Raw genomic sequence first — 22624 nt, 5'->3', positions numbered from 1 at the left:
GGAGAGGGCTTTTTTTGCGTGGCATTTTCATTGCTTCTGAATGTTCCCGGGAATAGCGGGCCAAACCGCAAACATTTTCACAATTCCACTAAAAACTCGAACCTATTTTCTAGCAAAATGCCTCTTGATATGTTGTATGGGGGGGTAAACTTAAAGAGCAGACGGTGCCTTTTGGGGTGGGTGCCTGCAAAATAACAAACGAAAAGAGGAAGAGAACATGAGAAAAAAGAGTACGAGACTTCTCAGTGCAGCACTTGCGGTGTGCATGATGCTGTCGGTTCTGCCGGTGGGCGCGTTTGCGGCGGAGCCGGGGGCGGCAGAACCGGAAAATGGCGTGAGTGCGCAGGAAGAGACGGAACCCTACCGCTTGAAAGGCGGGGAGACTGTTAATGATACATTTGTAGCAGCGCATGGCGATGTGTATGAACTGAGCGGACCCTATACAAAGAGTATCACGGTCTATACGACAAAAAATGTTACGCTGAACATTGTTGGTAATGTGGATGTCAATATGGGGTCTGCACTGCTGAATGTGAAGGATGCCCGCGATTTGAAGATCAATGCAGGGCAGTATGAAGTCGTTGCAAAAGTGAAAAATACAGATGCCGCCGCTTTTATGAATTTGAATGCCTCGAGTGCAACGGTGGTTGTTCAGAACGGACGTTATCTGGATGGTGAACAACGTCTATCTTTTTTTACCGTTGTCGCGGGAACACTTGAACTGAATGACGTGTATATTGCCGCGAAAAAAACGACTTTCCCGATTTTGAATGGCAGTGAAGTTTATATCAATGGCGGTGACTTAACTGCAGAAGGGTATTACATGGTATACAATGCACCATGGCCTTGGGCGGGAATTGAAAAGGCAGGAACTGTTATTATAGACGGTGCAAAAATAAAAAATGGATTCGTCGGTAGTGAAAACGGAAGTGTTGAAATTAAGAACAGTACTTTGGAAAATAATGACGGATATTGTGTTTCAATTGAGGGAGGAACGATTACCCTTAACAATGTAAACGTATCCGCGAAGGGTGAAGAAAGTCACAACAGCAGAGTTTTGGATTTATGTGGAAAACTTTATGATGATACGGCGAAAGAGATACGGATCACAAACGGAGGAACTTATGAAGCACTTGCGGGCGGAATGACTGTGGTTTTTGGCGGAGGTCTGAATGCAGATGTTACGCTGGATAATATTACGATTAAAAACGGTAAATACGGTGTTGACTGTCGGGTAGATAAGAAACACGAACTGTTCATAAAGAATGTGACCTTTGAGGGCAACGATACAGATATATATTTGTCTAGTGGGGAAGATAGTGAGGAGTTTGGAAATCCGTATGTAACGATTGACCCGACCTTTACGAGCGAGGCAAAAATTGAGGTGCAAAATCCCTACGAAGGCAGACGAATCACGACATACACGAATGGAAAGGCATACCAGAAAAACCTGAAGCTGACCAGTGCGAACCCGGGCTATGTTATCGGTTACAAAAATGATTATAGAGGAGAGTATCGTTACCTGACCCGTGGCTATTATGTGGATTCTGAGAAGGCTGTAGCCACCGCAGAAATAAACGGCGAGCTGAATCAGCTGGACAGTACAAAGCTGATTGCAAAAGATACGGAAGTAACGCTGAAAGCAGCGGATACAGCACCTAAGGGCAAGAAGTTCAAAGGCTGGAAGCTGTATAAAGTCGTAAATGGTACTGAGACTGAAATCACGGACGGAACAGAGCTTTCAAAGCTGCTGAAGAATGGCACCGAAACCACTGCGACCCTGACCATGCCCGCCTATAATGTTAAGGTGGAACCGTATTATAGCAATATTCCGTATAATATCACGGCTGTAAACTGCACTGTGGATAAGACCGAAGCTCCTATGGGCGATACTGTAACAGCAACGCGCAGGGCGCTGAAAGCCAACGAGCGCTTTATCGACTGGACGGTGAAGGTGAATGGTGTTGAGCAAGACACGGACACCTTCCTGACCCCGGACGCGAACGACCCCGCCAAAGTGAGATTTACCATGCCGGCTGAGAACGTGGAAATAAAGGCAAACTTCAAGGGGATTCCCACGCTGAACACCACTCTGAGGGTCGGCGATCATGTGACTGCGAACATTGACGGCAGCGATGCGTCCGTACCGAGCGGCAGCGCTGTGCCGGTGGGTGAAACCGTGCACCTGACAGCCACTGTGCCGGATGGACAGCACTTCATCAGCTGGACGGTGCTGGTAGGCGGTGAGGAACAGAAAGCAGACACCTTCCTGACGACCCCGGACGCGAACGACCCCGCCAAAGTGAGCTTTGTCATGCCGGCTGAGAACGTGGAAATAAAGGCAAACTTTGCGAGCAACCCCACTCTGAACCCCACTCTGAGGGTCGGCGACCATGTGACGGCGACCATTGAAGGCAGCGATGCGTCCGTACCGAGCGGCAGCACTGTGCCCGTGCCAAAGAATAAAATTGTGCACCTGACAGCCAATGTGCCGGATGGACAGCACTTCATCAGCTGGACGGTGCTGGTAGGCGGTGAGGAACAGAAAGCAGACACCTTCCTGACGACCCCGGACGAGAACGACCCCACCAAGGTGACCTTTACCATGCCGGATAAGAACGTGGAAGTAAAGGCAACCTTCGCGGAGGACCCCATTCCTGAACCCGACCCGGTTGGACCCAGCGATACCGGCAACATTCAGGGCGCGATCTCTGCTGTGGTCGTGGGTGCTGCCGCAGGTGTTATCATTTACGAAGCCGGTACCGGCATCTACCGCGTCATCAATATGCCCAGCATCCCCATGCCCTCCAACCGCATCGAGCTGGCCGAGCTGCTGTGGGAGCACGCCGGGAAGCCGGAACCTGTGAGCACCGCTCTTTACAGCGACATCGAGCAGGACGACACCGATGCCCAGAAAGCTGCTCACTGGGCTGTGGAGCAGGGCCTGATGAAGGACGATGCGGACAACAATAAATTCCACCCGGCCTTCCCGGTCAGCAAGCTGCGCACCTGCCTGACCTGGAACGCCGCAAAAGAAAAAGGCTTGTTTGCCAAGACCGAAGAATAAAAATCAGGACCCCGAGGGGGCTGCTGCACCAAATGTGGTGCAGCAGCCCCTTTTCTCGTTTTCGGGTGTTGGAATTGCGCCCGCCCCGTGGTATACTGACAATAGCATGTTTTCGGCCTTTGGCCGGACAAGTTTTCCACACAGAGGAGGCGCAGCGGTTGAAACATCCGAATCATTTTGGCCGGTGGTTGGCTTGCGTGCTGCTGTGCCTGCTTCTGGCAGGCTGCAGCATGCCCGGTGAACAGGTGCAGGTGGAAGAGCTTCTGCGTGCGCCCAAGCTTTCCGGCGATTACGGCGATGTGCAGACTGCCCTGAACGACTGGCTGGGGGAGAGCGCACAGCTCAAATATCCCATGCAGGGCGACCTGCTTTCGCCTTTCCTGCTGCAGGATCTGGACGGTGACGGCAGGCTGGATGCCGCCGTGCTTTACACCACCGCCCAAAGCTCCAACGTGTGCATTGCCATCCTGCAGAAGGATGATGCCGACATCTGGCATGTGCGCCAGAACGTAGAGGGCCTTGCGGACACGGTAGAGTCGGTGGGGCTGGCCCAGCTGCAGCCCGGCGATGCCACCCAACTGGTGGTGGGTTATACAGCGGCACAGGGCGACCATTATCTGGCGGTGTATTCCTACACCGACGGCGTGCTTTCCACGATCCTGGAGCAGCAGTACCAGCAGTATCTGGTGGAGGATATCACCGGCGGCGGCAATCAGGACCTGATCCTGATGTCTACGCTGGAGGACGGCGGCGTGCAGATCGAACTGCTGACCGTGGATAAAGAGGGCAGCTTCCAGCAGGTGGCTGTTATGGGCCTTTCCGCCAATCGGTTCGCCGGCTGCGCCTCGGTGGCGGCGGGTGTGGGTGCGGACGGCAGGCATTATCTGGTGCTGGATGGCTGGACCGGCATTTCCGGCAACAATCTGGCCAGCGTGCTGCTGCGTTTTGACGAGGACACGCAGCAGATGGTGCCTGCCGATCAGATCAGCACCGAAAAGCTTTACACCGCATCCCTGCGCAATGTGCCCAGTCTGGTCAGTCAGGATCTGGACGGCGACGGCATCGTGGAGATCCCCACCCAGCCGGACGAAGCGGGCCTGCTGAACATGAGCCAGAGCCGCCGCATGGATTTTATCGTGTGGATGGACTATACCAGCCCGCACCCGGAAAAAAGCTTCGGGCTGCTGGACGAAGAGACCAACTGCTATATCGAGCTGCCCATGGAGTGGGAGGGCAACCTTAAACTGACCGACAGCGAACAATATGATGGTGCAGTGGAGCTGCGCACGATGGACGAAGACCAGCTGGTAATGACCCTGCGTCTGGTGCGCACCACCTCCAGCCTGAAGGGCTGGACCCGCCTTGGCATCGTGGCATCCCGCCAGATGCAGGCGAAGCTTGCCCCGGATGTGGAGATCCGTGATAAAAATTACCGCCTGTCCAAGGCGCTGTATCTGCTCAACTAAAGAACGGAGGAACAGTTCATGGTACGAGTGCTTGTCGTTGAAGATGAAGCCAACATCCGCGAGATGATCGCGCTGAACCTGCGCCTTGCGGGCATGGAGGCTGTGGAGGCCGAAAGCGCCGAGGCGGCTCTGCCGCTGCTGGAGAAGAAGCCGGGCTGCGATGCGGCCATTCTGGATGTGATGCTGCCGGGCATGAACGGCTTCTCCCTGTGCGAGACCATCCGCCGCACCGATCAGAAGATCGGCATTATCATCCTCAGCGCCAAGGGACAGGAGCAGGACAAGATCCGCGGCCTTTCTATTGGTGCCGATGACTATATGACCAAGCCTTTCAGCGTAAGCGAACTGCTGGCCCGTGTGAAAGCGCTGTGCCGCCGCGTCGGCCGTACTGCAGGCGGGGACGAAAAAGAAAAGGAAAACCCGCTGGGGATGCTCACCAGCGGCGAATTTGTGCTGGACGAGAACCGCCGCGTGCTGCTCAAGGCAGGCCAGCCTATTGAGCTGACGCAGGTGGAATTCCAGATCATGGAGCTGTTCTTCCGCAACCCCGGCATTGCGCTGGTGCGCGAGAAGATCTTGAAGGGTGTGTGGGGCGAGAACTATTTTGGTGACGTGAAGATCGTGGATGTGAACATCCGCCGTCTGCGCATGAAGGTGGAGGATGAACCCAGCCATCCCACCCATATCCTTACTGTGTGGGGCTACGGTTACAGATGGGAAGAATGAGAAGCGGGATCACCCGCCGGTGGCTGCGGGGCAACCTGCTCATCACCGTGCTGCTGGTGCTGCTGGCCGAAACCATGTTCCTGTACAACTACACACGCAGCTATTATAACAGCGTGCAGCAGACCATGTACCGGCGGTTCTCTTCGGTGTCCGGCCAGCTGAAAATGTACACCGGCGATACGGTGCAGAGCACGGCGGCTACCCGCAGCGTGGCCCTGCGCCGCATGGTGGAGCAGTTTGCCGATAAGGACAAATACGAGTTCATGCTGCTGGACAGCTATGGCGGGGTCATTGCGTCCTCCAGCGGCACAAATGCGGACGGCATTGTGACCGGCATCGACTTTGAGCAGGCGCAGGAGGCTTCTGATGGCCTTGGTGTGGCGGTCTACCGCACCCAGTCCGGCGAGCTGGTGATGGCGGCCTGTTATCTGGTGCCCTATGCTGCCGAGGATGTGGCGGCGATGCGTCTTGTCACCAGCCTGACCCTTGTGGGAGCGCAGATCAAGAACGCCATCGCGGTAAGTGTTGTGATCGCGGCGGTGATCCTTGCTTTCACCGTGATGTCCGGCCTGTACTTCATCCGCAGCATCGTGGTGCCGCTGGGACAGGTGGAGCGCACCGCAGCCAGCATCGCCCGGGGTGAGCTGGATGTGCGCCTGCCGGTCACCGGCAACGAGCACGACGAGGTGGACCGCCTGCGCGGCACCATCAACCAGATGGCCGAAGGGCTGGAAGAGACCGAGAAGATGAAGAACGAGTTCATCAGTTCCGTCTCTCACGAGCTGCGCACGCCGCTCACCTCCATCCGGGGCTGGGTGGAGACCCTGCGCACACTGGACGACCCGGCAGACGAGAACTACCGCAAGGGCCTTGAGATCATCAACAATGAGACGGGCCGCCTGTACAACATGGTGGAAGAGCTGCTGGATTTCAGCCGTCTGCAGAACGGCCGCATCCGTATGGACTGCCGCCCGCTGGACCTTGTGGCAGAGCTGACCGATGCGGTGCTGTTCTGTGAAGCACGCATCCAGCGCGAGGGCCTTGTGCTCAGCTACACCGAGCCGGAGGAGATGATCCCGGTCTATGCCGACCCGGACCGTCTGCGGCAGGTGTTCATCAACATCATGGACAACGCCATCAAGTACTCGGCCCCTGGCGGGCGCATCACGGTCAAGCTGTGGGCGGGCGAATACAAGGCTTTTGCGGAGATCATCGATCAGGGCCGCGGCATCCCGCCGGAAGACCTTGAGAATGTCAAGACCAAGTTCTACAAGGGCAGCAATTCGGTGCGGGGCAGCGGCATCGGCCTTGCGCTGGTGGATTCCATCATGACTGCACTGGACGGCACCATGGACATCAAGAGCACGCTGGGCCGCGGCACAGTGGTCACACTGGGCTTGCCGCTGTACCATAAGGCGTGAAGATTTTGTCACAATTCTGTGGTAAAATAACCGGGAAAAATATGATCCGATAGGAGAACCCAATGAATCAACCCAAAAAGGAACGTTTTAAGACCAGCGTCGGCGGGCAGGCGCTGATGGAAGGCATCATGATGCGCGGCCCGAAGCTCATCTGCTGCGCCGTGCGCAAGCCGGACGGCACCATTGAGACCAAGATCGACCCTGTGAAGAACCACGGCATCTGGACAAAGATCCCGCTGGTGCGCGGTGCCATCTCCATGATCGAAAGCCTGATCGTGGGCTACCGCTACATGATGTACTCGGCTCAGGTGAGCATGGGTGACGACTACGACCCCGAAGAGGAAGAGACTGCCTTTGAAAAATGGGTGGGCGACCACTTGGGCAAAAAGGCAGAGGACGCACTGCTGGCCTGTGCCGCCGTACTGGGCGGCCTGCTGGCGATTTTGCTGTTCACCGTGCTGCCCACCCTCATCGTGGGCGGCGTGAACCATTTTGTAACATTGGGCCGCTGGGCCAAGGTGGTGCTGGAAGCGGTGCTGAAAGTTGGCATCTTCCTCACCTATATGGTGGCCATCTCCAAGATGAAGGAGATCCACCGCGTGTTTGAGTACCACGGTGCCGAGCACAAAACCATTGCCTGCTATGAGGCCGGTGATGAGCTGACCGTGGAGAATGTGCGCAAGTACACTCGGTTCCATCCGCGCTGCGGCACCAGCTTCCTCATTCTGGTGGTCATCGTCAGCGTGTTCCTCTACAGCGTGCTGCCGTGGGGCAGCATCGGCCTGCGGGTGCTGTTCAAGCTGCTGCTTCTGCCGCTGGTCATGGGCATCAGCTATGAGCTGCTCAAGTGGTGCGGCCGGTCCGATAACATTGCTACCCGTATCATCCGCCAGCCCGGCATCTGGGTGCAGCACCTGACCGTGTTTGAACCGGACGACAGCATGATCGAGGTGGCCATTGCCGCCGTGACCCCTGTGCTGCCCGAGGACCCGGAGGATGGCAGATGGTAATTGCTGGTTTGACCCCGCGCGAAGCGGTGCGGGCCGTGGAAGCCCGGCTTTCCGCTGCAGGGTGTCCGGATGCCGATTACGATGCACGGGAGCTGTTCCGCGTGGCAGCCGGGCGGGATGCCCGCCTTTCCGACCGGGTGCTGACCACGGAGGAAGCGGAAAAGCTGGAAGCCCTCTGCACGCGCCGTGAGCAGCGGGAACCGCTGCAATACCTGTGCGGGATCTGGAGCTTTCTGGATTTTGACCTTGCCGTTGGCCCCGGTGTGCTCTGCCCCCGGGCAGACACTGAGGTGGTAGCGGAAGCGGCTGCCAATACCCTGACGGGCATTGCAGCGCCCCGGGTGCTGGATCTCTGCGCGGGGACCGGCTGTTTGGGGCTGGGCGTCAAGCGCTTCTGCCCGGCGGCGCAGGTGACCTGTGTGGAAAAAAGCCCGGAAGCTTTTGTTTATCTGGAAAAGAACTGCCGCTGCGCCCTGAAAGGGCAGGGCGGGCAGACGGAGGACTTGCTGGAGCCTACCGCGTTTGAGCAGGCAGATGCCCCGGCCTTTGACTGGGGGCCGGCGCTGAACGCTCTGCGCGCAAAGGCAAAGCCAGCCTATGCGGTGCAGCCGGTGGAGGGCGACCTGTTCACCTACTGGCAGGGCCTGCCGGAAGGGCAGCTTGATCTGATCGTATCCAACCCGCCCTACCTCACCGCCGAGGAGATGCGGCATCTGCAGCCGGAGGTGGCGCAGGAACCGGCCATGGCGCTGGAAGCAGGAAAGGACGGCCTTGTGTTCTACCGTGCCCTTGCAGAGCATTACCAGAATGCACTGCGGCCCGGCGGCGCACTGGTGCTGGAGATCGGCTGGCAGCAGCGGCAGGCTGTGGCGGCACTGCTGGCTGCAAACGGTTGGGCAGACATTGAGTGCCGCAAGGATTTTGGCGACAATGATCGGTGCATGATCGCCCATAGACCCGAAAAATAAAAGTGAAAATAGAAACAACTTCTTGTTGTAATATTTTGATTTTGTGGTATACTATACTGGAAAGTATACGGACAGCCCGCGCACGGCGGGCAGCAGGAAGAAAAGGAGCAGCACGCTATGGCAAAAAATCAGAACAACAACACCGTTGCCCCGGCGACCAAAAAGACCGAGCCGGAGGCCAAAAAGGATGCGCTGGCCACTGCGCTGGCCCAGATCGAAAAGCAGTTCGGCAAGGGTGCCGTGATGAAGCTGGGTGATAACGCCTCCATGCAGGTGGATGCCATTTCCACCGGCAGTCTGGGTCTGGATCTGGCTCTGGGCGTGGGCGGTGTGCCCCGCGGCCGCATCATTGAGGTGTACGGCCCGGAATCCAGTGGTAAGACCACGCTGGCTCTGCACATTCTGGCCGAAGCCCAGAAGCAGGGCGGCGAAGTGGCTTTCATTGACGTGGAGCACGCACTGGACCCCACCTATGCCGAAGCGCTGGGCGTGGATATCAACAATCTGCTGGTCAGCCAGCCGGACACCGGCGAGCAGGCCATGGAAATCTGCGAAGCACTGGTGCGCTCCGGTGCCATCGATGCCATCGTGGTGGACTCGGTTGCCGCCATGGTGCCGAGGGCTGAGATCGAGGGCGAAATGGGCGACAGCCATGTGGGCCTGCAGGCCCGCCTGATGAGTCAGGCCATGCGCAAGCTGACTTCGGTCATCGGCAAGACCAACACGGTCTGCGTCTTCATCAACCAGCTGCGTGAAAAAGTGGGCGTGATGTACGGCAACCCGGAGGTCACCACCGGCGGCCGCGCCCTGAAATATTACGCCTCGGTGCGCATCGACATCCGCCGCGTGGAGGGCCTGAAGGACTCTTCCGGCCAGTTCATCGGCAACCACACCCGCGCCAAGATCGTCAAGAATAAGGTGGCACCTCCGTTCCGTGAGGCAGAGTTCGATATCATGTTCGGCGAGGGCATTTCCAAGATGAGCGAACTCATTGATGTGGGCGTGAAGCTGGGCATCGTGCAGAAGAGCGGCGCATGGTTCAACTATGGCGATATCCGTCTGGGTCAGGGCCGCGACAACGCAAAGCAGTTCCTGAAGGACAATCCCGAGATCGCAAACGACATCGAGGGCCAGATCCGCGCCAATGCCGACAAGCTGTACGCATCCCGCCGCCCGGCCGGCAAGAATGCTTCTTCCAAGGCCGAAGAGCCTGCAGAAGCGGCAAAGGACGCTAAGGAGCCGGTGGTCAAAGCACCTGCCCGCAGCAGCGAGAGCGAGCTGGATATCATGGTGGAGGATTAAATGTCCTTTTATAAACGCCGCCGCCCGAAGCCGGAAGAGGAAAAGTGTGCCGACCCGGCCAAGGCCCGCGCCCGCGCATTGGATGCGCTGGCCTCGCGGGAGATGTCCTCGGCCCAGCTGTACGAGCGGCTGTGCTATGGCTTTACCGAGCAGGCTGCAGCGGCTGCTGTGGCTGAGATGGTGGAGCTGGATTACGTAAACGATGACCGCTATGCCGAAGCCCGGGCACACAGCCTGCTTGCCGCCCGCAAGAGCCGCCGTGCGGCGGCCCAGAACCTGCGGCAGAAGGGCCTTTCCGGCGCGCAGATCGAGCAGGCGCTGGAAAGCGTCTATGCCCCGGACGCAGACGGCGAAAGCCCGGAGCTGGAAGCTGCCGCCGCTCTGGTGCGCAGCCGCTACATGAAAAAGCTGGCCGATGGCCGCCGCGACCTTGTGGTGGCCGCCCTGCAGCGCCGCGGCTTTGCGTATTCGGTCATAAAAGAAGCGATAAAAAGAGCGGAAGAAGAATAAAAAGCACCCCTCAAAAGAGAAAGAGAGTATCATCCCCTATGAAAATTGCGTGTATTTCCCTTGGCTGCCCCAAGAATCAGGTCGATCTGGATGTGATGGTGCACATCCTGCTGTCTGCCGGCCACGAGACCGTGGCCGATCTGGCCGAAGCAGATGTGATCCTTGTGAACACCTGCGGCTTCATCGAGAGCGCCAAGACCGAAGCCATTGAAAACATTCTGGAAGCCTGCTCCTACAAGCAGCAGAACCCGGAGCTGAAGGTTATCGTCACCGGCTGTCTTGCCGAGCGCTACCGCAGCCAGATCGAGGAAGAGATCCCCGAGGTGGACGCGGTGGTGGGCTGTGCCTCCAACAAGGCCATCGACACCATCGTGGCCCGCCTGTTCCATGGTGAGGATCATCTGGAAAGCTACGGTGCCAAAAAGGACTTTCCGCTGGGCGGCAAGCGTGTCATCGGCACGCCTGCCCACTATGCGTACTTAAAGATCGCTGAAGGCTGCAACAACCGCTGCCACTACTGCGCCATCCCCGGCATCCGCGGCCCGCTGCACAGCCGCGATATGGCCGACTGCGTGGCCGAAGCCCGCTGGCTGGCCGGTGAGGGCGTGAAAGAGCTGATCGTGGTCGCACAGGACCCCACCGCTTACGGCGAGGACTGGGGCAAGCCCGGCAGCATCTGCGAGCTGCTGGATAAGCTGAACAAGGTGCCGGGCCTCGAGTGGATCCGCATTATGTACGCTTACCCGGAGCGCATCACGGATGAGTTCATTGCCGCCATGAAGCGCAATGAGAAGGTGGTGCCCTACCTCGATCTGCCCATCCAGCACTGCAATGACACCATCCTCAAGAATATGAACCGCCGTTCCAACCGCGCCGAGCTGCTGGAGGTGATCGGCAAGCTGCGCCGCGAGATCCCCGGCATCACCCTGCGCACCACTCTGATCGCAGGCTTCCCCGGCGAGACCGAGGAGCAGTTCGAAGATCTGTGCAATTTTGTCAAGGAAGTAAAGTTTGACCGTCTGGGCTGCTTTGCCTACTCTGCCGAGGAGAACACCGTTGCTGCCAAGATGGACGGCCAGATCGAGCAGGAAGTCAAGGACAAGCGCGCCGAACTGGTGATGCAGATCCAGACCGGCATCATGGCCCAGAAGCAGGCCGAAAAGGTGGGCCAGACCGTGCATGTGCTTTGCGACGGCATCGACGAGGAGAGCGGCCTGTATCTGTGCCGCACCACTGGCGATGCTCCTGAGGTGGACGGCAATGTGTGCGTTTCCAGCGAGGAGCCGCTGTACCCCGGCCAGTTCTACGATGTTCTGGTGGACGACAGCGACCTTTACGATCTGTATGGTACTGTTGCAAAATAACAAATTGGAGGAATCTGTATGAATCTGCCCAATAAACTCACTTTGACCCGCATCCTGCTGGTGCCCGTGTTCATGATTTTTGCGTCCCTGACCGGTCTGAGCGGCATCGCGGATGGCTCCTTCCAGCCGACGTATTACCTGATCGCAGGCATCGTTTTTGCTGCCGCCAGCTTTACCGATTTTCTGGACGGCCATCTGGCCCGCAAGTGGAACATGGTGACCGATTTCGGCAAGTTTGCCGACCCGCTGGCCGACAAGCTGCTGACCACCGTGGCCTTCATCTACATGATGCGGGACGGCGTGTGCAGCCCGGTGGTGCTGTGCATCATTCTGGCCCGCGAATTTGCCGTGTCCGGCCTGCGCATGGTGGCTGCCGGCGCCAAGGACGGCAAGGTGATCGCTGCCAACATGTGGGGCAAGGTGAAGACCGTGCTGCAGATGCTGAGCATCATCTTCTACTTCTTCGGCATGGCGATTGCGGCGAATGTGTCATGGGATGCCACGGTCATGGTTGTGGGGGCCTCGGTGGTGCTGTGCTGGCTGGTGGCTGCCGTGACGGCCATTTCCGGCATCAAATACCTGTGGGACAACCGCAGCTTCATCAACACCGCAAAATAAAGCGTTTTTTGAAAAAGGGCAGGGAGACCTGCCCTTTTTCAAATTTTCGAGGAAATATTACAAGACGGAAAGGCTTTCCATGAAAAAATTTGCTGATACGGCGCGCCGCCTGCTCTCCATCGCGCTGAACCTGTTCATCGTCTGGGCAGAGCCCATTGCCCTGCCCATGAGCTGGGATTGGGGCAAAGAGCAGATGTTCATTTTCTACACGGAGGATTCCAACATCCTTTCGGCCTGCATCTGCGCCATGGTGGCGGTGGGCCAGCTGGTGTGCATCTTTACCGGCAGGGAACTGCCGCGCTGGCTGCACACCCTCAAGTATATCGCCACCTGCTGCCTGACCATGACCTTTCTCACGGTGGTGTTCGTGCTGGGCCCCATGTATGAGGACGGCAACGGCTGGTACATCATGCTGTGCACCAGCTCCATGCTGTACCATCATCTGCTCAACCCGCTGGCGGCTATCTTCTCCTTTGTGCTGCTGGAGCGCTCACCGCGCCTGCCCCGCAGTACGGTCAAGTGGGCGCTGCTGCCCACGGTGCTGTACGGCGGCATCATTTTGTGGTTGAACATCCAGCGCGTGGTAGATGGGCCATATCCCTTCATGAAGGTGTATGACCAGAGCGTGCAGGCGTCGGTGCTGTGGTGCATCGCCATCCTGCTGATGAATTACTTCTATGCATGGCTGCTCTGGAAGCTGAACGGCGGGAAGAAAGAAAAAGCCTGACGATCTGAAATGCCCTCCGCTTCGCTCTGGGCATAAATAGCGGAAATACTATTTTTTATTAGAGCAATACCGGACAGACTGCGGTCTGTCCGGTATTGCATTTTTCACAGAAGGGGCCGCAAAGAAAAACAGCATCTGAAAGCTCCGGCCCTTCCTGTGAAAAAGCAGCTCCGAAAAGCCCGCAGGCTTTTCGGAGCTGCAAATTAAAGATAAATTATCCTCTGAATATGCCCAGAGCGAAGCGGAGGGCATCTAAATAGTTCTTGTGTTTTTACGCTACGGTGGAATTCTCTTCCAGCCAGTCCAGCACACAGGACTGCAGGGCGTTCAGGTGCGCACGGTTCTCACCGTAGGTGTCGGCATAGGTGCTCTTGGCGTCGTCCAGCTCTTCCTGCGTGGGAGCAAGGCTCTTGGTTTCGGCCACGGCCTGAAGGATCAGGTCCTGCTTTGCCAGATGCTCAAAGTAAGCGTCGGATGCGGCCAGCATGGCATCGGCATCGGTGTAGCCCTGCGTCTGGGCAAAAGCATTCAGATCCATGCCGTAGGCGGTGGCGTACTGGTTGTAGTAGTTCAGGAACATGCGGATGTAATAGCTGGTGATCTCGCTGGGCAGCTCCTTGAAGGTGGAGTTCGACATCAGGTAGTCCACGATGGCGTTCTCGTAGTTGGTGGCATACAGCGCATCGTTAAGGTAGCTGCGCAACTGGTCGGCGGTGTGCAGATCATCGCTGGTGCCAAAGTTGGAGTCCACCCACTCGTCGGTCAGCTCGGGGGTCACGCTTTCGGAAATGGAGTTCAGGGTCACGCTGAACACGGCTTCCTTGCCGCTGAGGGTGATCGTGTTGCCCTCGGCATCGGTGGAATCGCCGTAGCCGTCCGGGAAGGTGACGGTCACATCAAAGGTATCGCCCACATTGTGCCCGATGATCTGATCCTCAAAGCCATCGATAAAGGAACCGCTGCCAAGGGTCAGGTCGTAGCCGGTGGCAGTGCCGCCGGTAAAGGCCACGCCGTCCACGGTGCCGGTGTAATCAATGTTGGCAACATCTCCGCTCTGGGCGGAACGGCCGGTAACGGGCTGGGAAGAGGTGTACTGGTTCAGCAGGTTGTCCACCTGCTGCTGCAGTTCATCTTCGGTGGGGTTCAGGTCGTTCTCCTTCAGGGCAATGGAGCCGAAGTCCTCCGGCAGGGTCACATAGTCCAGCGCTTTGATGCCGCTCCAATAGCCGTTTTCGTCCAGACCATCGCTGTAATCAAAGGCCTCGTAGTCGAAGTCGGCAACAGAGCCAAACTGCGAGACGGATGCGGCAGCTGAAGAAGCGCTGTCGGTCTGCTTGTGCTTTGTCAGCATGAAACAGGCAAAAATGACGCACACCGCTGCGGCGATGGCCAGCAGGATGCACAGGAGTTTTTTGGTGTTGTTTTTCAAAAGAAATACCTCCATAAAAATCGGCCTGATGCACAGCAAAAGACCGGTACAGGCAGAACAGATACCCATTTATTATATACGTTCTGACGGCAAAAGGAAAGTTCTTTGCAAAATTTCCACAAATCCTGCGGCGGGTTTGTATCACTTTTGCCCGTCTACAGGCGCAAAAGTGACCAAAACCGGTGGAAATGGGCGGGCGGTTCTGTTACAATAAAAATAAGTGAGCCTTCCCGGGAATATAAGGCCCCTCCCTGAGGGGGTTGTCGAGCGTATGCGAGACTGGAGGAGTTCCTCCTTCCGTCATCGCTGTGCAATGGAGAGGGCGAGGACGGTAAGATATTGGAGGAAATTCAAATGGATTACAATAAAGCTGCTCTGGAAATGCACGAGACCCACAAGGGCAAGGTGGGCATCGTAAGCAAGGTGGAGGTCGCCACCCGCGATGACCTGTCCACCGCCTACACTCCCGGTGTGGCCGAACCCTGCCGCAAGATCAAGGAAAACCCCGACGACGTGTATAAGTACACCTTCAAGGGCAACATGGTGGCTGTCGTTTCCAACGGCACCGCCGTGCTGGGCTTGGGCGATATCGGCCCGGAAGCCGGTCTGCCGGTCATGGAGGGCAAGGCGGTGCTGTTCAAGGAGTTCGGCGGCGTGGATGCCTTCCCCATCTGCATCGATGCCCACGACGCTGCCAGCGTCATTGCTGCCTGCAAGGCCATTGCGCCCACCTTTGGCGGCATCAATCTGGAGGACATCAAGAGCCCCGAGTGCTTTGAGATCGAAGAAACGCTGGAGCGTGAGCTGGACATCCCTGTGTTTCACGATGACCAGCACGGCACTGCTATCGTCGTTACTGCTGCCCTCATCAACGCCCTGCGTGTGGTGGGCAAGAAGATGGAAGATGTGCACATCGTGCTGAACGGCCCCGGTGCTGCCGGTACTGCCATCATCAAGATGCTCATGACCGCCGGTGCAAAGGACATCATTGCAGTGGACCAGTTCGGCACCCTGTACAAGGGCTGCAACAGCGCCGAAGCCCACAAGAACTGGCTGGGTGAGGTGACCAATCCCCGTCAGGTCAAGGGCGGCCTGAAGGAAGCACTGGAAGGTGCCGACGTGTTCATCGGCGTTTCCAAGCCCGGTATCCTGACCACTGAGCTGTGCAAGACCATGAACAAGGATGCCATCGTTTTTGCCATGGCCAACCCCACCCCGGAGATCATGCCGGACGAGGCCAAGGCCGGCGGCGTGCGGGTGATGGCCACCGGCCGCAGCGACTTCCCCAATCAGGTGAACAACGTGCTGTGCTTCCCCGGCCTGTTCAAGGGCGCACTGAGCGTCCGCGCCCGGGACATCAACAATGAGATGAAGCTGGCCGCCGCCTACGCCATCGCCGACCTCATCACCGATGCCGACCGCAGCGAGGAGAACATCATCCCCGGCGCGTTCGACCCCCGCGTGGCCGAAGCTGTGGCAAATGCCGTGGCAAAGGCTGCCCGCGAGACCGGCGTTGCCCGTCTGTAAGCGGAGGAAGCGTTTATGAGAACCATTTCCGCACAGAAGATCACGGATACCGTTGCACGGCTGTGCATCGAAGCCAACACCCGCCTGCCGCAGGACGTGCAGGCGGCGCTGGACAAGGCCCGGCAGGAAGAGCCGTGGCCGCTGGCAAAGAGCACTCTCGACCTTTTGTGGTCGAACCTTTCCGCCGCAAAAGAAGAAAACCTGCCCATCTGTCAGGATACCGGCATGGCCTGCGTGTTTGTGGAGCTTGGCACCGATGTGCACATTGACGGCAGCTTTGAAGCTGCCATCCATGAGGGCGTGCGCCGGGGTTACACCGACGGCTACCTGCGCAAGAGCATCGTGGCAGACCCTTTGCGCCGGGGCAATACCGACGACAACACCCCGGCGGCCATCACAGTGCATCTGGTGGACGGCGAGGGCTGCCGCATCACGGTGGCACCCAAGGGCTTTGGCAGCGAGAACATGAGCCAGATCAAAATGCTCAAGCCCGCCGACGGCGTGGAGGGCTTCAAAAAGTTCGTGCTGGACACGGTGAAGCTGGCAGGCTCCAACCCCTGCCCGCCCATCGTGCTGGGCATCGGCGTGGGCGGCAGCTTTGACAAGGTGGCGTATCTGGCAAAGAAGGCCCTGCTGCGTCCGCTGGATGTGCCAAACCCGGACCCCTATTACGCACAGCTGGAGCAGGAGCTGCTTGCCGCCATCAACGAGCTGGGCATCGGCCCGCAGGGCTTTGGCGGCAGGACCACCTGTCTGGGCCTTGCCATTGAGCAGATGCCTACCCATGTGGCGGGCCTGCCTGCGGCGGTGAATATTTCCTGCCATGTGACCCGCCGTGCAAGCGCGGAACTGTAAGGAGGGGCAAAGATGGAATACAGACTGACGACTCCCTGCACGGCCGAGGACCTTGCCCCGCTCAAGGCGGGCGACACCGTGCTGCTTTCCGGCGTGGTGTACACTGCCCGGGATCAGGCCCACAGGCGGATGATTGAAGCGCTGGAAAAAGGCGAACCGCTGCCCTTTGATCTGACCGGCAGTGCCATCTACTACGTTGGCCCCACGCCGGAACGCCCGGGCCAGGTGATCGGCTCGGCGGGACCCACCACCAGCGGCCGCATGGATGCCATGAGCCCGCGCCTGCTGGACCTTGGCAATAAGATCATGATCGGCAAGGGCAAGCGGGACGATACTGTAAAGGCAGCTGTGGTGCGCAACGGGGCTGTGTATCTGGCAGCGCTTGGCGGGGCCGGTGCGCTGATGGCAAAAAGCGTGCAGACGCTGGAAGTGATCGCATGGCCGGACCTTGGCTGTGAAGCCGTGCGCCGCCTGACTGTGAAAGATATGCCGCTGACGGTGATCCTGGATGCCCACGGCGGTGACCTGTACCAGTCCGGCCCGACGGCATATCTGGAAGCAAAATAATTTATCGCCTTTGCACAAAACGCGGCCGACTAAAAACCGGCAAAACAGCAGATTTGCGCAGGATAAATTTGGTTTGTTTTAACAAACTTCCGCGAATTGCTTGCACATCGGCAAAAAGTGTGATATCTTGTACTATATGAAACCGTGGTGCTTTGCATCCCGGCACAGACAGGAGGCAAACATACCATGCAGATCCACCAATCCGCAGAAGATTATCTTGAAACGATCCTTATGCTCACCCAGCGGATGGGCCGTGTGCGCTCCATCGATGTGGTCAATGAGCTGGGCTTTACCAAAGCCAGCGTCAGCATTGCCATGAAGAAGCTGCGCGAGAACGGCTATATCGCGGTGGACGGCGAGGGCAACCTGACCCTGCTGGCACCGGGACGCGAGATCGCAGAGCGCATCTATAGCCGTCACCGTCTGCTGACCCACTTCTTTATGCAGCTGGGCGTGGACGAAAAGACTGCCGCCGAAGATGCCTGTAAGGCAGAGCATATCCTCAGTGAGCAGACGCTGGAAAAGATCCGTGAGCGCGCCATTGAGACGGATGCTGAGCTTGGCAAGACTGTCAAGTGATCCCCGCAGCATTCCAAGATCGTAAAATGATCCCGTTCCTGAAAAGGAACGGGATTTTTTTGTATGGAAATTGGGCGGCAGATCCCTCTTGCATCCGGGGTGCGGGTGCGGTATTCTTATAAGATAAGAAGGTTTTACAGCCAAACCGGGAGGAAACAGCCATGGATGCAGACGAGATCCGCACGCTTTTGGGCGATAACATTTTTGAGCGGGCCAAGAAATACCGCAAGCGCATCCAGCAGAGCACCTGTACCGTGAACGCCGATGGCGTGCGGCATATTTCGGCCATGGTACAGGGCAGCGGCGGCAGCTATTACTATACGCAGGCATGGCTGCGGGAGAACGGCAGCTTTGTCAGTGCGTCCTGCAGCTGCCCGTATAACCAGAACGGCGAGGGCACCTACTGCAAGCATATCGGCGCATTGCTGCTGGACGATGCCGAAAAGAATGCCCCTGCACCGGCGGCAAAGCCGGATGCTATTCCCGGTGTTGTGCGCGGCGCGGCGGGCCTTGCCCCGGAACCGGCCCGGCGGGACAGCTATGCCTCCGGGCTGGAAATGCTGTTTGGCAAAAAGTGGCACGGCGAAACGCCGGTGTCGGATCACGAGGCCCTCAGGCTGCTGGATACCTATAAGGAAGCAGCCCTTGAAAACCTTGGTGTGGACGAGACCGCCCAGCGCACCGGCTTTGCCCATCTGGAACCGGAGCTGACCCTCGTGCCCGGCGCACAGCCATGGCTGCGGCTGCGCATCTCGGACGGCGGGCGGCAGTATGTGGTAAAAAGCATCCCGAACCTGATGGAAGCCGTCGAGATGGGCAAAAGCGTCAGCTACGGCAAGGCACTGGCTTTTGTGCACCGGTGGGATGCCTTTGATGAAGAGTCCCGTGCACTTTTGCAGCTGCTGCGCCGTCAGGTGAACGCAAGGCAGAGCATGGACAAAGCCGCCGTGCGGGTGTACGGCGGGGCCGAACAAGGCCCGGCGGGAGGCATGATCCTGACCGGCGAGATCTTTGATGATCTTGTGCAGCTGTACGAGCATACCGGTTTTTTGGGCGGGTACGAGCTGCGGGAAGGTCTGCCCGTCATTACCATGACCGTGGAGCGCCGCCGCGGCGGTGTGCAGGTGGAAGGCGAACCCGCACTTTCCGCTGTGCAGGGCCTTGACTATGATTACCTGTTCAGCGAGGATACGCTCTGGCGGCTGCAGCGGCCCGGGTGCACCCGCATCCTGCCCGCATTGCAGGCGCTGGGCGGCAAAAGCCTGTTCTTTACCAGCGCAGATGCCACGGCCTTTTGCAGCTATGTGCTGCCGGAGCTGGGCAGCAAGCTGAACATCGTGGACCCGGAACGTCTGCTGCTGAACCAGATCCCGCTGGAACCGGTGGTGCAGTTCTATCTGGACGCACCGGACAGCTTCCGCATCGAAGCACACGCGGAGTTTTTGTACGGGGAGGATAAGGTCACGCCGTTCGTGCCGTCTCCGGCAGGGCTTTTGCGGGATGTGCGCGCCGAGAGCCGGGCAAAGCGGCTGCTGGCCTCTTATCTGCAGCCCGGTGTGGGCGGCAGAGAGGAAGTGTACGGCACCGCTGACGAGGACGAGATCTACCGCATGTTGGAGGAGGGCGTGCCGGCCCTGCTGGCCGAGGGTGAAGTATACCTGACGGATGCCTTCCGCAGCCTGCAGGCCGCGCCGCCTCGCATCACGGTGGGCGTTTCGGTGCACGGCAGTGTGCTGGATCTGGAAGTGGATACCGGCGAGTTCCCGGTGGCAGAGCTGAAAGACCTGCTGCGCTCCCTGCACCAGAAAAAGCGCTACCACCGCCTGCGGGACGGCCGTCTGCTGCGGCTGGACGACAGTCTGGAAGGGCTGGACGAACTGAACGATACACTGGAACTTTCCGGGGCCAAGCTCAAGAGCGGCCACGCCGAGCTGCCGCTCTACCGTGCACCCAGTCTCGACTGGGCGCTCTCGGGCCAGAACGGCCTGCGTTTCAACCGCGACGATGCGTTCCGCCGCATCAGCCGCAGCTTTCACGCCGTGAAGGACAGCGAGTATACTCCGCCGGAAAGCCTGCACAATGTGCTGCGCAAGTACCAGCGGGATGGCTACCGCTGGCTGCGCACGCTGGACGGCTACGGCATGGGCGGCATTCTGGCCGACGATATGGGCCTTGGCAAGACCGTGCAGGTGCTCAGCTACCTGCTGGCCATGAAGGAAAGCGGCCAGCGCCTGCCCAGCCTCATCGTCTGCCCGGCATCGCTGGTGCTCAACTGGCAGGAGGAATGCCAGAAGTTCACGCCGCAGCTTTCCTGCGTGGCTGTGGACGGCGACGCAACTCACCGGGCAGAGCTGGCAAAGCAGTGGGCGGAAGCCGACCTTGTGGTGACCAGCTATGACCTGATGCGCCGGGACGAGGAGCTTTACAGCGGGCAGCAATTCTACGCCTGCATTCTGGACGAAGCGCAGGCCATCAAGAACCACGCTACCCAAAAGTACAAGGCGGTGTGCGGGGTGAACAGCAAAGTGCGGTTTGCTCTTACCGGCACCCCGGTGGAGAACCGCTTGGGCGAATTGTGGAGCATCTTCTCCTTCCTGATGCCGGGGTATCTGCCGCCCTACAAGACCTTCTGCGCCCGGTTTGAAAAGCCTATCGTGCAGGAGGACGACAAAGACGCACTGCGCCGTTTGAACCAGCTCACCGGGCCGTTCATCCTGCGGCGCATGAAGTCCGAGGTGCTCAAAGAGCTGCCCCCCAAGACCGAGAATCTCCACCGTATCGAGCTGGACGAGCAGCAACGCAAGCTCTACCTTGCCGCTGTGGTGGACGCGCGGGAAAAGCTGCGCGCTGCAAAGCCGGAGGATAAAATGGCGGTGTTCGCAGTGCTCATGCGCCTGCGGGAGATCTGCTGCGACCCGCGCCTTGTGGCAGACAACTGGGACGGCGGCAGTGCCAAGCTGGATGCCTGCATGGAGCTGGTGACGGCTGCTGTGGAGGGCGGACACCGCATCCTGCTGTTCAGCCAGTTCACCTCCATGCTGGAACTGCTGGCAAAACGGCTGGACGAAGCGGGCGTGAGCCACTTTACCCTGCAGGGCTCCACCCCAAAGCCGGTGCGTGCGGAGCTTGTGCGCCGGTTCAACAGCGGCGAAGCGGACGTGTTCCTCATCTCGCTGCGGGCGGGCGGCACCGGCCTGAATCTGACGGCGGCAGATATCGTCATCCACTACGACCCGTGGTGGAACGTGGCTGCGCAGAATCAGGCCACCGACCGCGCCTACCGCATCGGCCAGCGCAATCCGGTGCAGGTGTACAAGCTCATTGCGCAGGACACCATTGAAGAAAAGATCGTGGAGCTGCAGCAGGCAAAGCAGGACCTTGCCGAGACGGTCACCGGCTCGGCAGACGGAGCGATCCTGTCCATGAAACCAGAGGAATTGCTGCAGCTGCTGCAAGAGGAATAAAGAGGAGAAAACATCATGAAAGTCTGGGATCTGCACTGCGATACCCTCAGCGAGCTGCGCAAAGCCGAACATGCGGGCCGGCCCAAGAGCTTCGCGCAGAACGATCTGCATATCGACCTTGAAAAATTACAGAAAGGCGACTATCTGCTGCAGTGCTTTGCAGCATTCGTCAATCTGGGTGACAAAACGCCCGGAGCGGACCCGCTGGTGACAGCGCTGGAAGAGATCGACCAGTTCAAGCGTATCATGGCGGCATACCCGGAAAAAATTGCTCCGGTGTACACGGCGGCGGACATCCGCCGGAATGCTGCGGCGGGAAAGATCAGCGGGATGCTCACCATCGAGGAAGGCGCCTGCTGCAAGGGCAGCGCGGGGGTGCTGCGCCGGATGTATGAGCTGGGCGTGCGCATGATGACCCTGACATGGAACCACGAAAACGAGCTGGCAAGCCCGCAGCGGAACCCCGGCGGCGTGCTGGTGCCCCAGACCGAAAAGGGTCTGACCGGGAAGGGCTTTGAATTTCTGGCCGAGATGGAACGGATGCACATGATCGTGGATGTGAGCCACCTTTCGGACAAGGGCTTCTGGGATATCGTGGAGCACGGCACCCGGCCTTTTGCGGCCAGCCACTCCAACTGCCGCGCACTGGCACCCCACACCCGCAACCTGACCGATGAGATGATCCGCGCCCTTTCGGAGCGCGGCGGCATTGCGGGCCTGAACTACTATGCGCCCTTTCTGGACACCGACCCCACCCACCCGGAAAACTGCCGCAGCACGGTGGAGCTGATCGCGAAGCATGCGGGCCACTACAAACAGGTGGGCGGTGCACAGATGATTGCCCTTGGCAGCGATTTTGATGGCATCGATGGCCCCCACCAGCTGGAAAATGCTGCCTTCCTGCCGCTGCTGGCGGATGCCCTGCGCAAAGAGGGCTTCACCGAGGACGAGGTGGAAGGCATCTACTACCGCAATGCCATGCGCTTTTTTGAGGAGAACCTGTAATAACAACGGAGAATATGCC

At 58.6% G+C, this 22624-nt stretch carries 18 protein-coding genes; 17 read left to right on the top strand and 1 reads right to left on the bottom strand.

Translation table 11 applies throughout. The features are described from left to right. Positions 1-1150 precede the first annotated feature (1150 nt). The 11 genes from GKG36_RS05600 to GKG36_RS05550 all read left to right on the top strand — a co-directional run bounded on the left by GKG36_RS05600 (position 1151) and on the right by GKG36_RS05550 (position 13179). Positions 1151-3067 (top strand): hypothetical protein, encoded by a 1917-nt coding sequence (locus tag GKG36_RS05600; protein ID WP_154259610.1) that lies wholly within the window; start codon positions 1151-1153, stop codon positions 3065-3067. Positions 3068-3225: 158 nt separating this feature from the next. Next, the gene (locus GKG36_RS05595) at positions 3226-4533 is read left to right on the top strand and encodes a hypothetical protein (protein WP_243138976.1); all 1308 of its coding nucleotides are present in this window, start codon (positions 3226-3228) and stop codon (positions 4531-4533) included. A gap of 18 nt (positions 4534-4551) precedes the next feature. Continuing rightward, on the top strand, positions 4552-5259 hold the full coding sequence (locus GKG36_RS05590; RefSeq protein ID WP_005937958.1) for a response regulator transcription factor: 708 nt from the start codon (positions 4552-4554) through the stop codon (positions 5257-5259). Continuing rightward, positions 5256-6680, top strand: a complete 1425-nt coding sequence (locus GKG36_RS05585; protein ID WP_097781266.1) for a HAMP domain-containing sensor histidine kinase — start codon at positions 5256-5258, stop codon at positions 6678-6680. Before GKG36_RS05590 ends, GKG36_RS05585 begins: the two co-directional genes overlap by 4 nt. A gap of 62 nt (positions 6681-6742) precedes the next feature. Continuing rightward, positions 6743-7690 (top strand): DUF1385 domain-containing protein, encoded by a 948-nt coding sequence (locus tag GKG36_RS05580; protein ID WP_005937952.1) that lies wholly within the window; start codon positions 6743-6745, stop codon positions 7688-7690. After that, positions 7684-8658 carry a HemK/PrmC family methyltransferase gene (locus tag GKG36_RS05575; protein WP_154259608.1) on the top strand — a complete coding sequence of 325 codons (975 nt, stop codon included), beginning with the start codon at positions 7684-7686 and terminating at the stop codon, positions 8656-8658. The genes GKG36_RS05580 and GKG36_RS05575 overlap by 7 nt, the downstream gene beginning before the upstream one ends. A gap of 117 nt (positions 8659-8775) precedes the next feature. Next, the gene (gene recA, locus GKG36_RS05570) at positions 8776-9960 is read left to right on the top strand and encodes a recombinase RecA (protein WP_154259606.1); all 1185 of its coding nucleotides are present in this window, start codon (positions 8776-8778) and stop codon (positions 9958-9960) included. Beyond that, positions 9961-10470 carry a RecX family transcriptional regulator gene (locus tag GKG36_RS05565; protein WP_097777150.1) on the top strand — a complete coding sequence of 170 codons (510 nt, stop codon included), beginning with the start codon at positions 9961-9963 and terminating at the stop codon, positions 10468-10470. 38 nt (positions 10471-10508) lie between these two features. Further along, positions 10509-11834 carry a 30S ribosomal protein S12 methylthiotransferase RimO gene (rimO, locus tag GKG36_RS05560; protein ID WP_005937940.1) on the top strand — a complete coding sequence of 442 codons (1326 nt, stop codon included), beginning with the start codon at positions 10509-10511 and terminating at the stop codon, positions 11832-11834. Positions 11835-11852: 18 nt separating this feature from the next. Next, positions 11853-12452, top strand: a complete 600-nt coding sequence (pgsA, locus tag GKG36_RS05555; RefSeq protein WP_118526591.1) for a CDP-diacylglycerol--glycerol-3-phosphate 3-phosphatidyltransferase — start codon at positions 11853-11855, stop codon at positions 12450-12452. A gap of 79 nt (positions 12453-12531) precedes the next feature. Next, positions 12532-13179, top strand: coding sequence for a hypothetical protein (locus tag GKG36_RS05550; RefSeq protein WP_154259604.1), 648 nt, complete (start codon positions 12532-12534; stop codon positions 13177-13179). A gap of 271 nt (positions 13180-13450) precedes the next feature. On the opposite strand, the gene GKG36_RS05545 is transcribed toward GKG36_RS05550, so the two are convergent. Then, the gene (locus GKG36_RS05545; protein ID WP_243138977.1) at positions 13451-14608 is read right to left on the bottom strand and encodes a trigger factor; all 1158 of its coding nucleotides are present in this window, start codon (positions 14606-14608) and stop codon (positions 13451-13453) included. A gap of 354 nt (positions 14609-14962) precedes the next feature. On the opposite strand from GKG36_RS05545, the gene GKG36_RS05540 reads away from it, so the two are divergent. The 6 genes from GKG36_RS05540 to GKG36_RS05515 all read left to right on the top strand — a co-directional run bounded on the left by GKG36_RS05540 (position 14963) and on the right by GKG36_RS05515 (position 22605). Beyond that, positions 14963-16135, top strand: a complete 1173-nt coding sequence (locus GKG36_RS05540) for a malic enzyme-like NAD(P)-binding protein (RefSeq protein ID WP_005937919.1) — start codon at positions 14963-14965, stop codon at positions 16133-16135. A 15-nt stretch (positions 16136-16150) separates the two neighbouring features. Further along, positions 16151-16990 (top strand): fumarate hydratase, encoded by an 840-nt coding sequence (locus GKG36_RS05535; protein WP_154259600.1) that lies wholly within the window; start codon positions 16151-16153, stop codon positions 16988-16990. A 12-nt stretch (positions 16991-17002) separates the two neighbouring features. Next, entirely contained in the window at positions 17003-17557 is a 555-nt protein-coding gene (locus GKG36_RS05530) for a Fe-S-containing hydro-lyase (protein WP_154259598.1), read from the top strand. A gap of 186 nt (positions 17558-17743) precedes the next feature. Further along, positions 17744-18136: a metal-dependent transcriptional regulator gene (locus GKG36_RS05525; protein WP_005937910.1), complete on the top strand. Its 393-nt coding sequence runs from the start codon at positions 17744-17746 to the stop codon at positions 18134-18136. A gap of 161 nt (positions 18137-18297) precedes the next feature. Then, positions 18298-21600 carry a DEAD/DEAH box helicase gene (locus GKG36_RS05520; RefSeq protein WP_154259596.1) on the top strand — a complete coding sequence of 1101 codons (3303 nt, stop codon included), beginning with the start codon at positions 18298-18300 and terminating at the stop codon, positions 21598-21600. A gap of 15 nt (positions 21601-21615) precedes the next feature. Then, positions 21616-22605: a dipeptidase gene (locus GKG36_RS05515; RefSeq protein ID WP_154259594.1), complete on the top strand. Its 990-nt coding sequence runs from the start codon at positions 21616-21618 to the stop codon at positions 22603-22605. Positions 22606-22624 lie beyond the last annotated feature (19 nt).

The organism is Faecalibacterium sp. BIOML-A1, from assembly GCF_009679715.1.
Lineage (GTDB): Bacteria > Bacillota > Clostridia > Oscillospirales > Ruminococcaceae > Faecalibacterium > Faecalibacterium taiwanense.
This window is presented reverse-complemented; position numbering and strand designations above follow the sequence as displayed.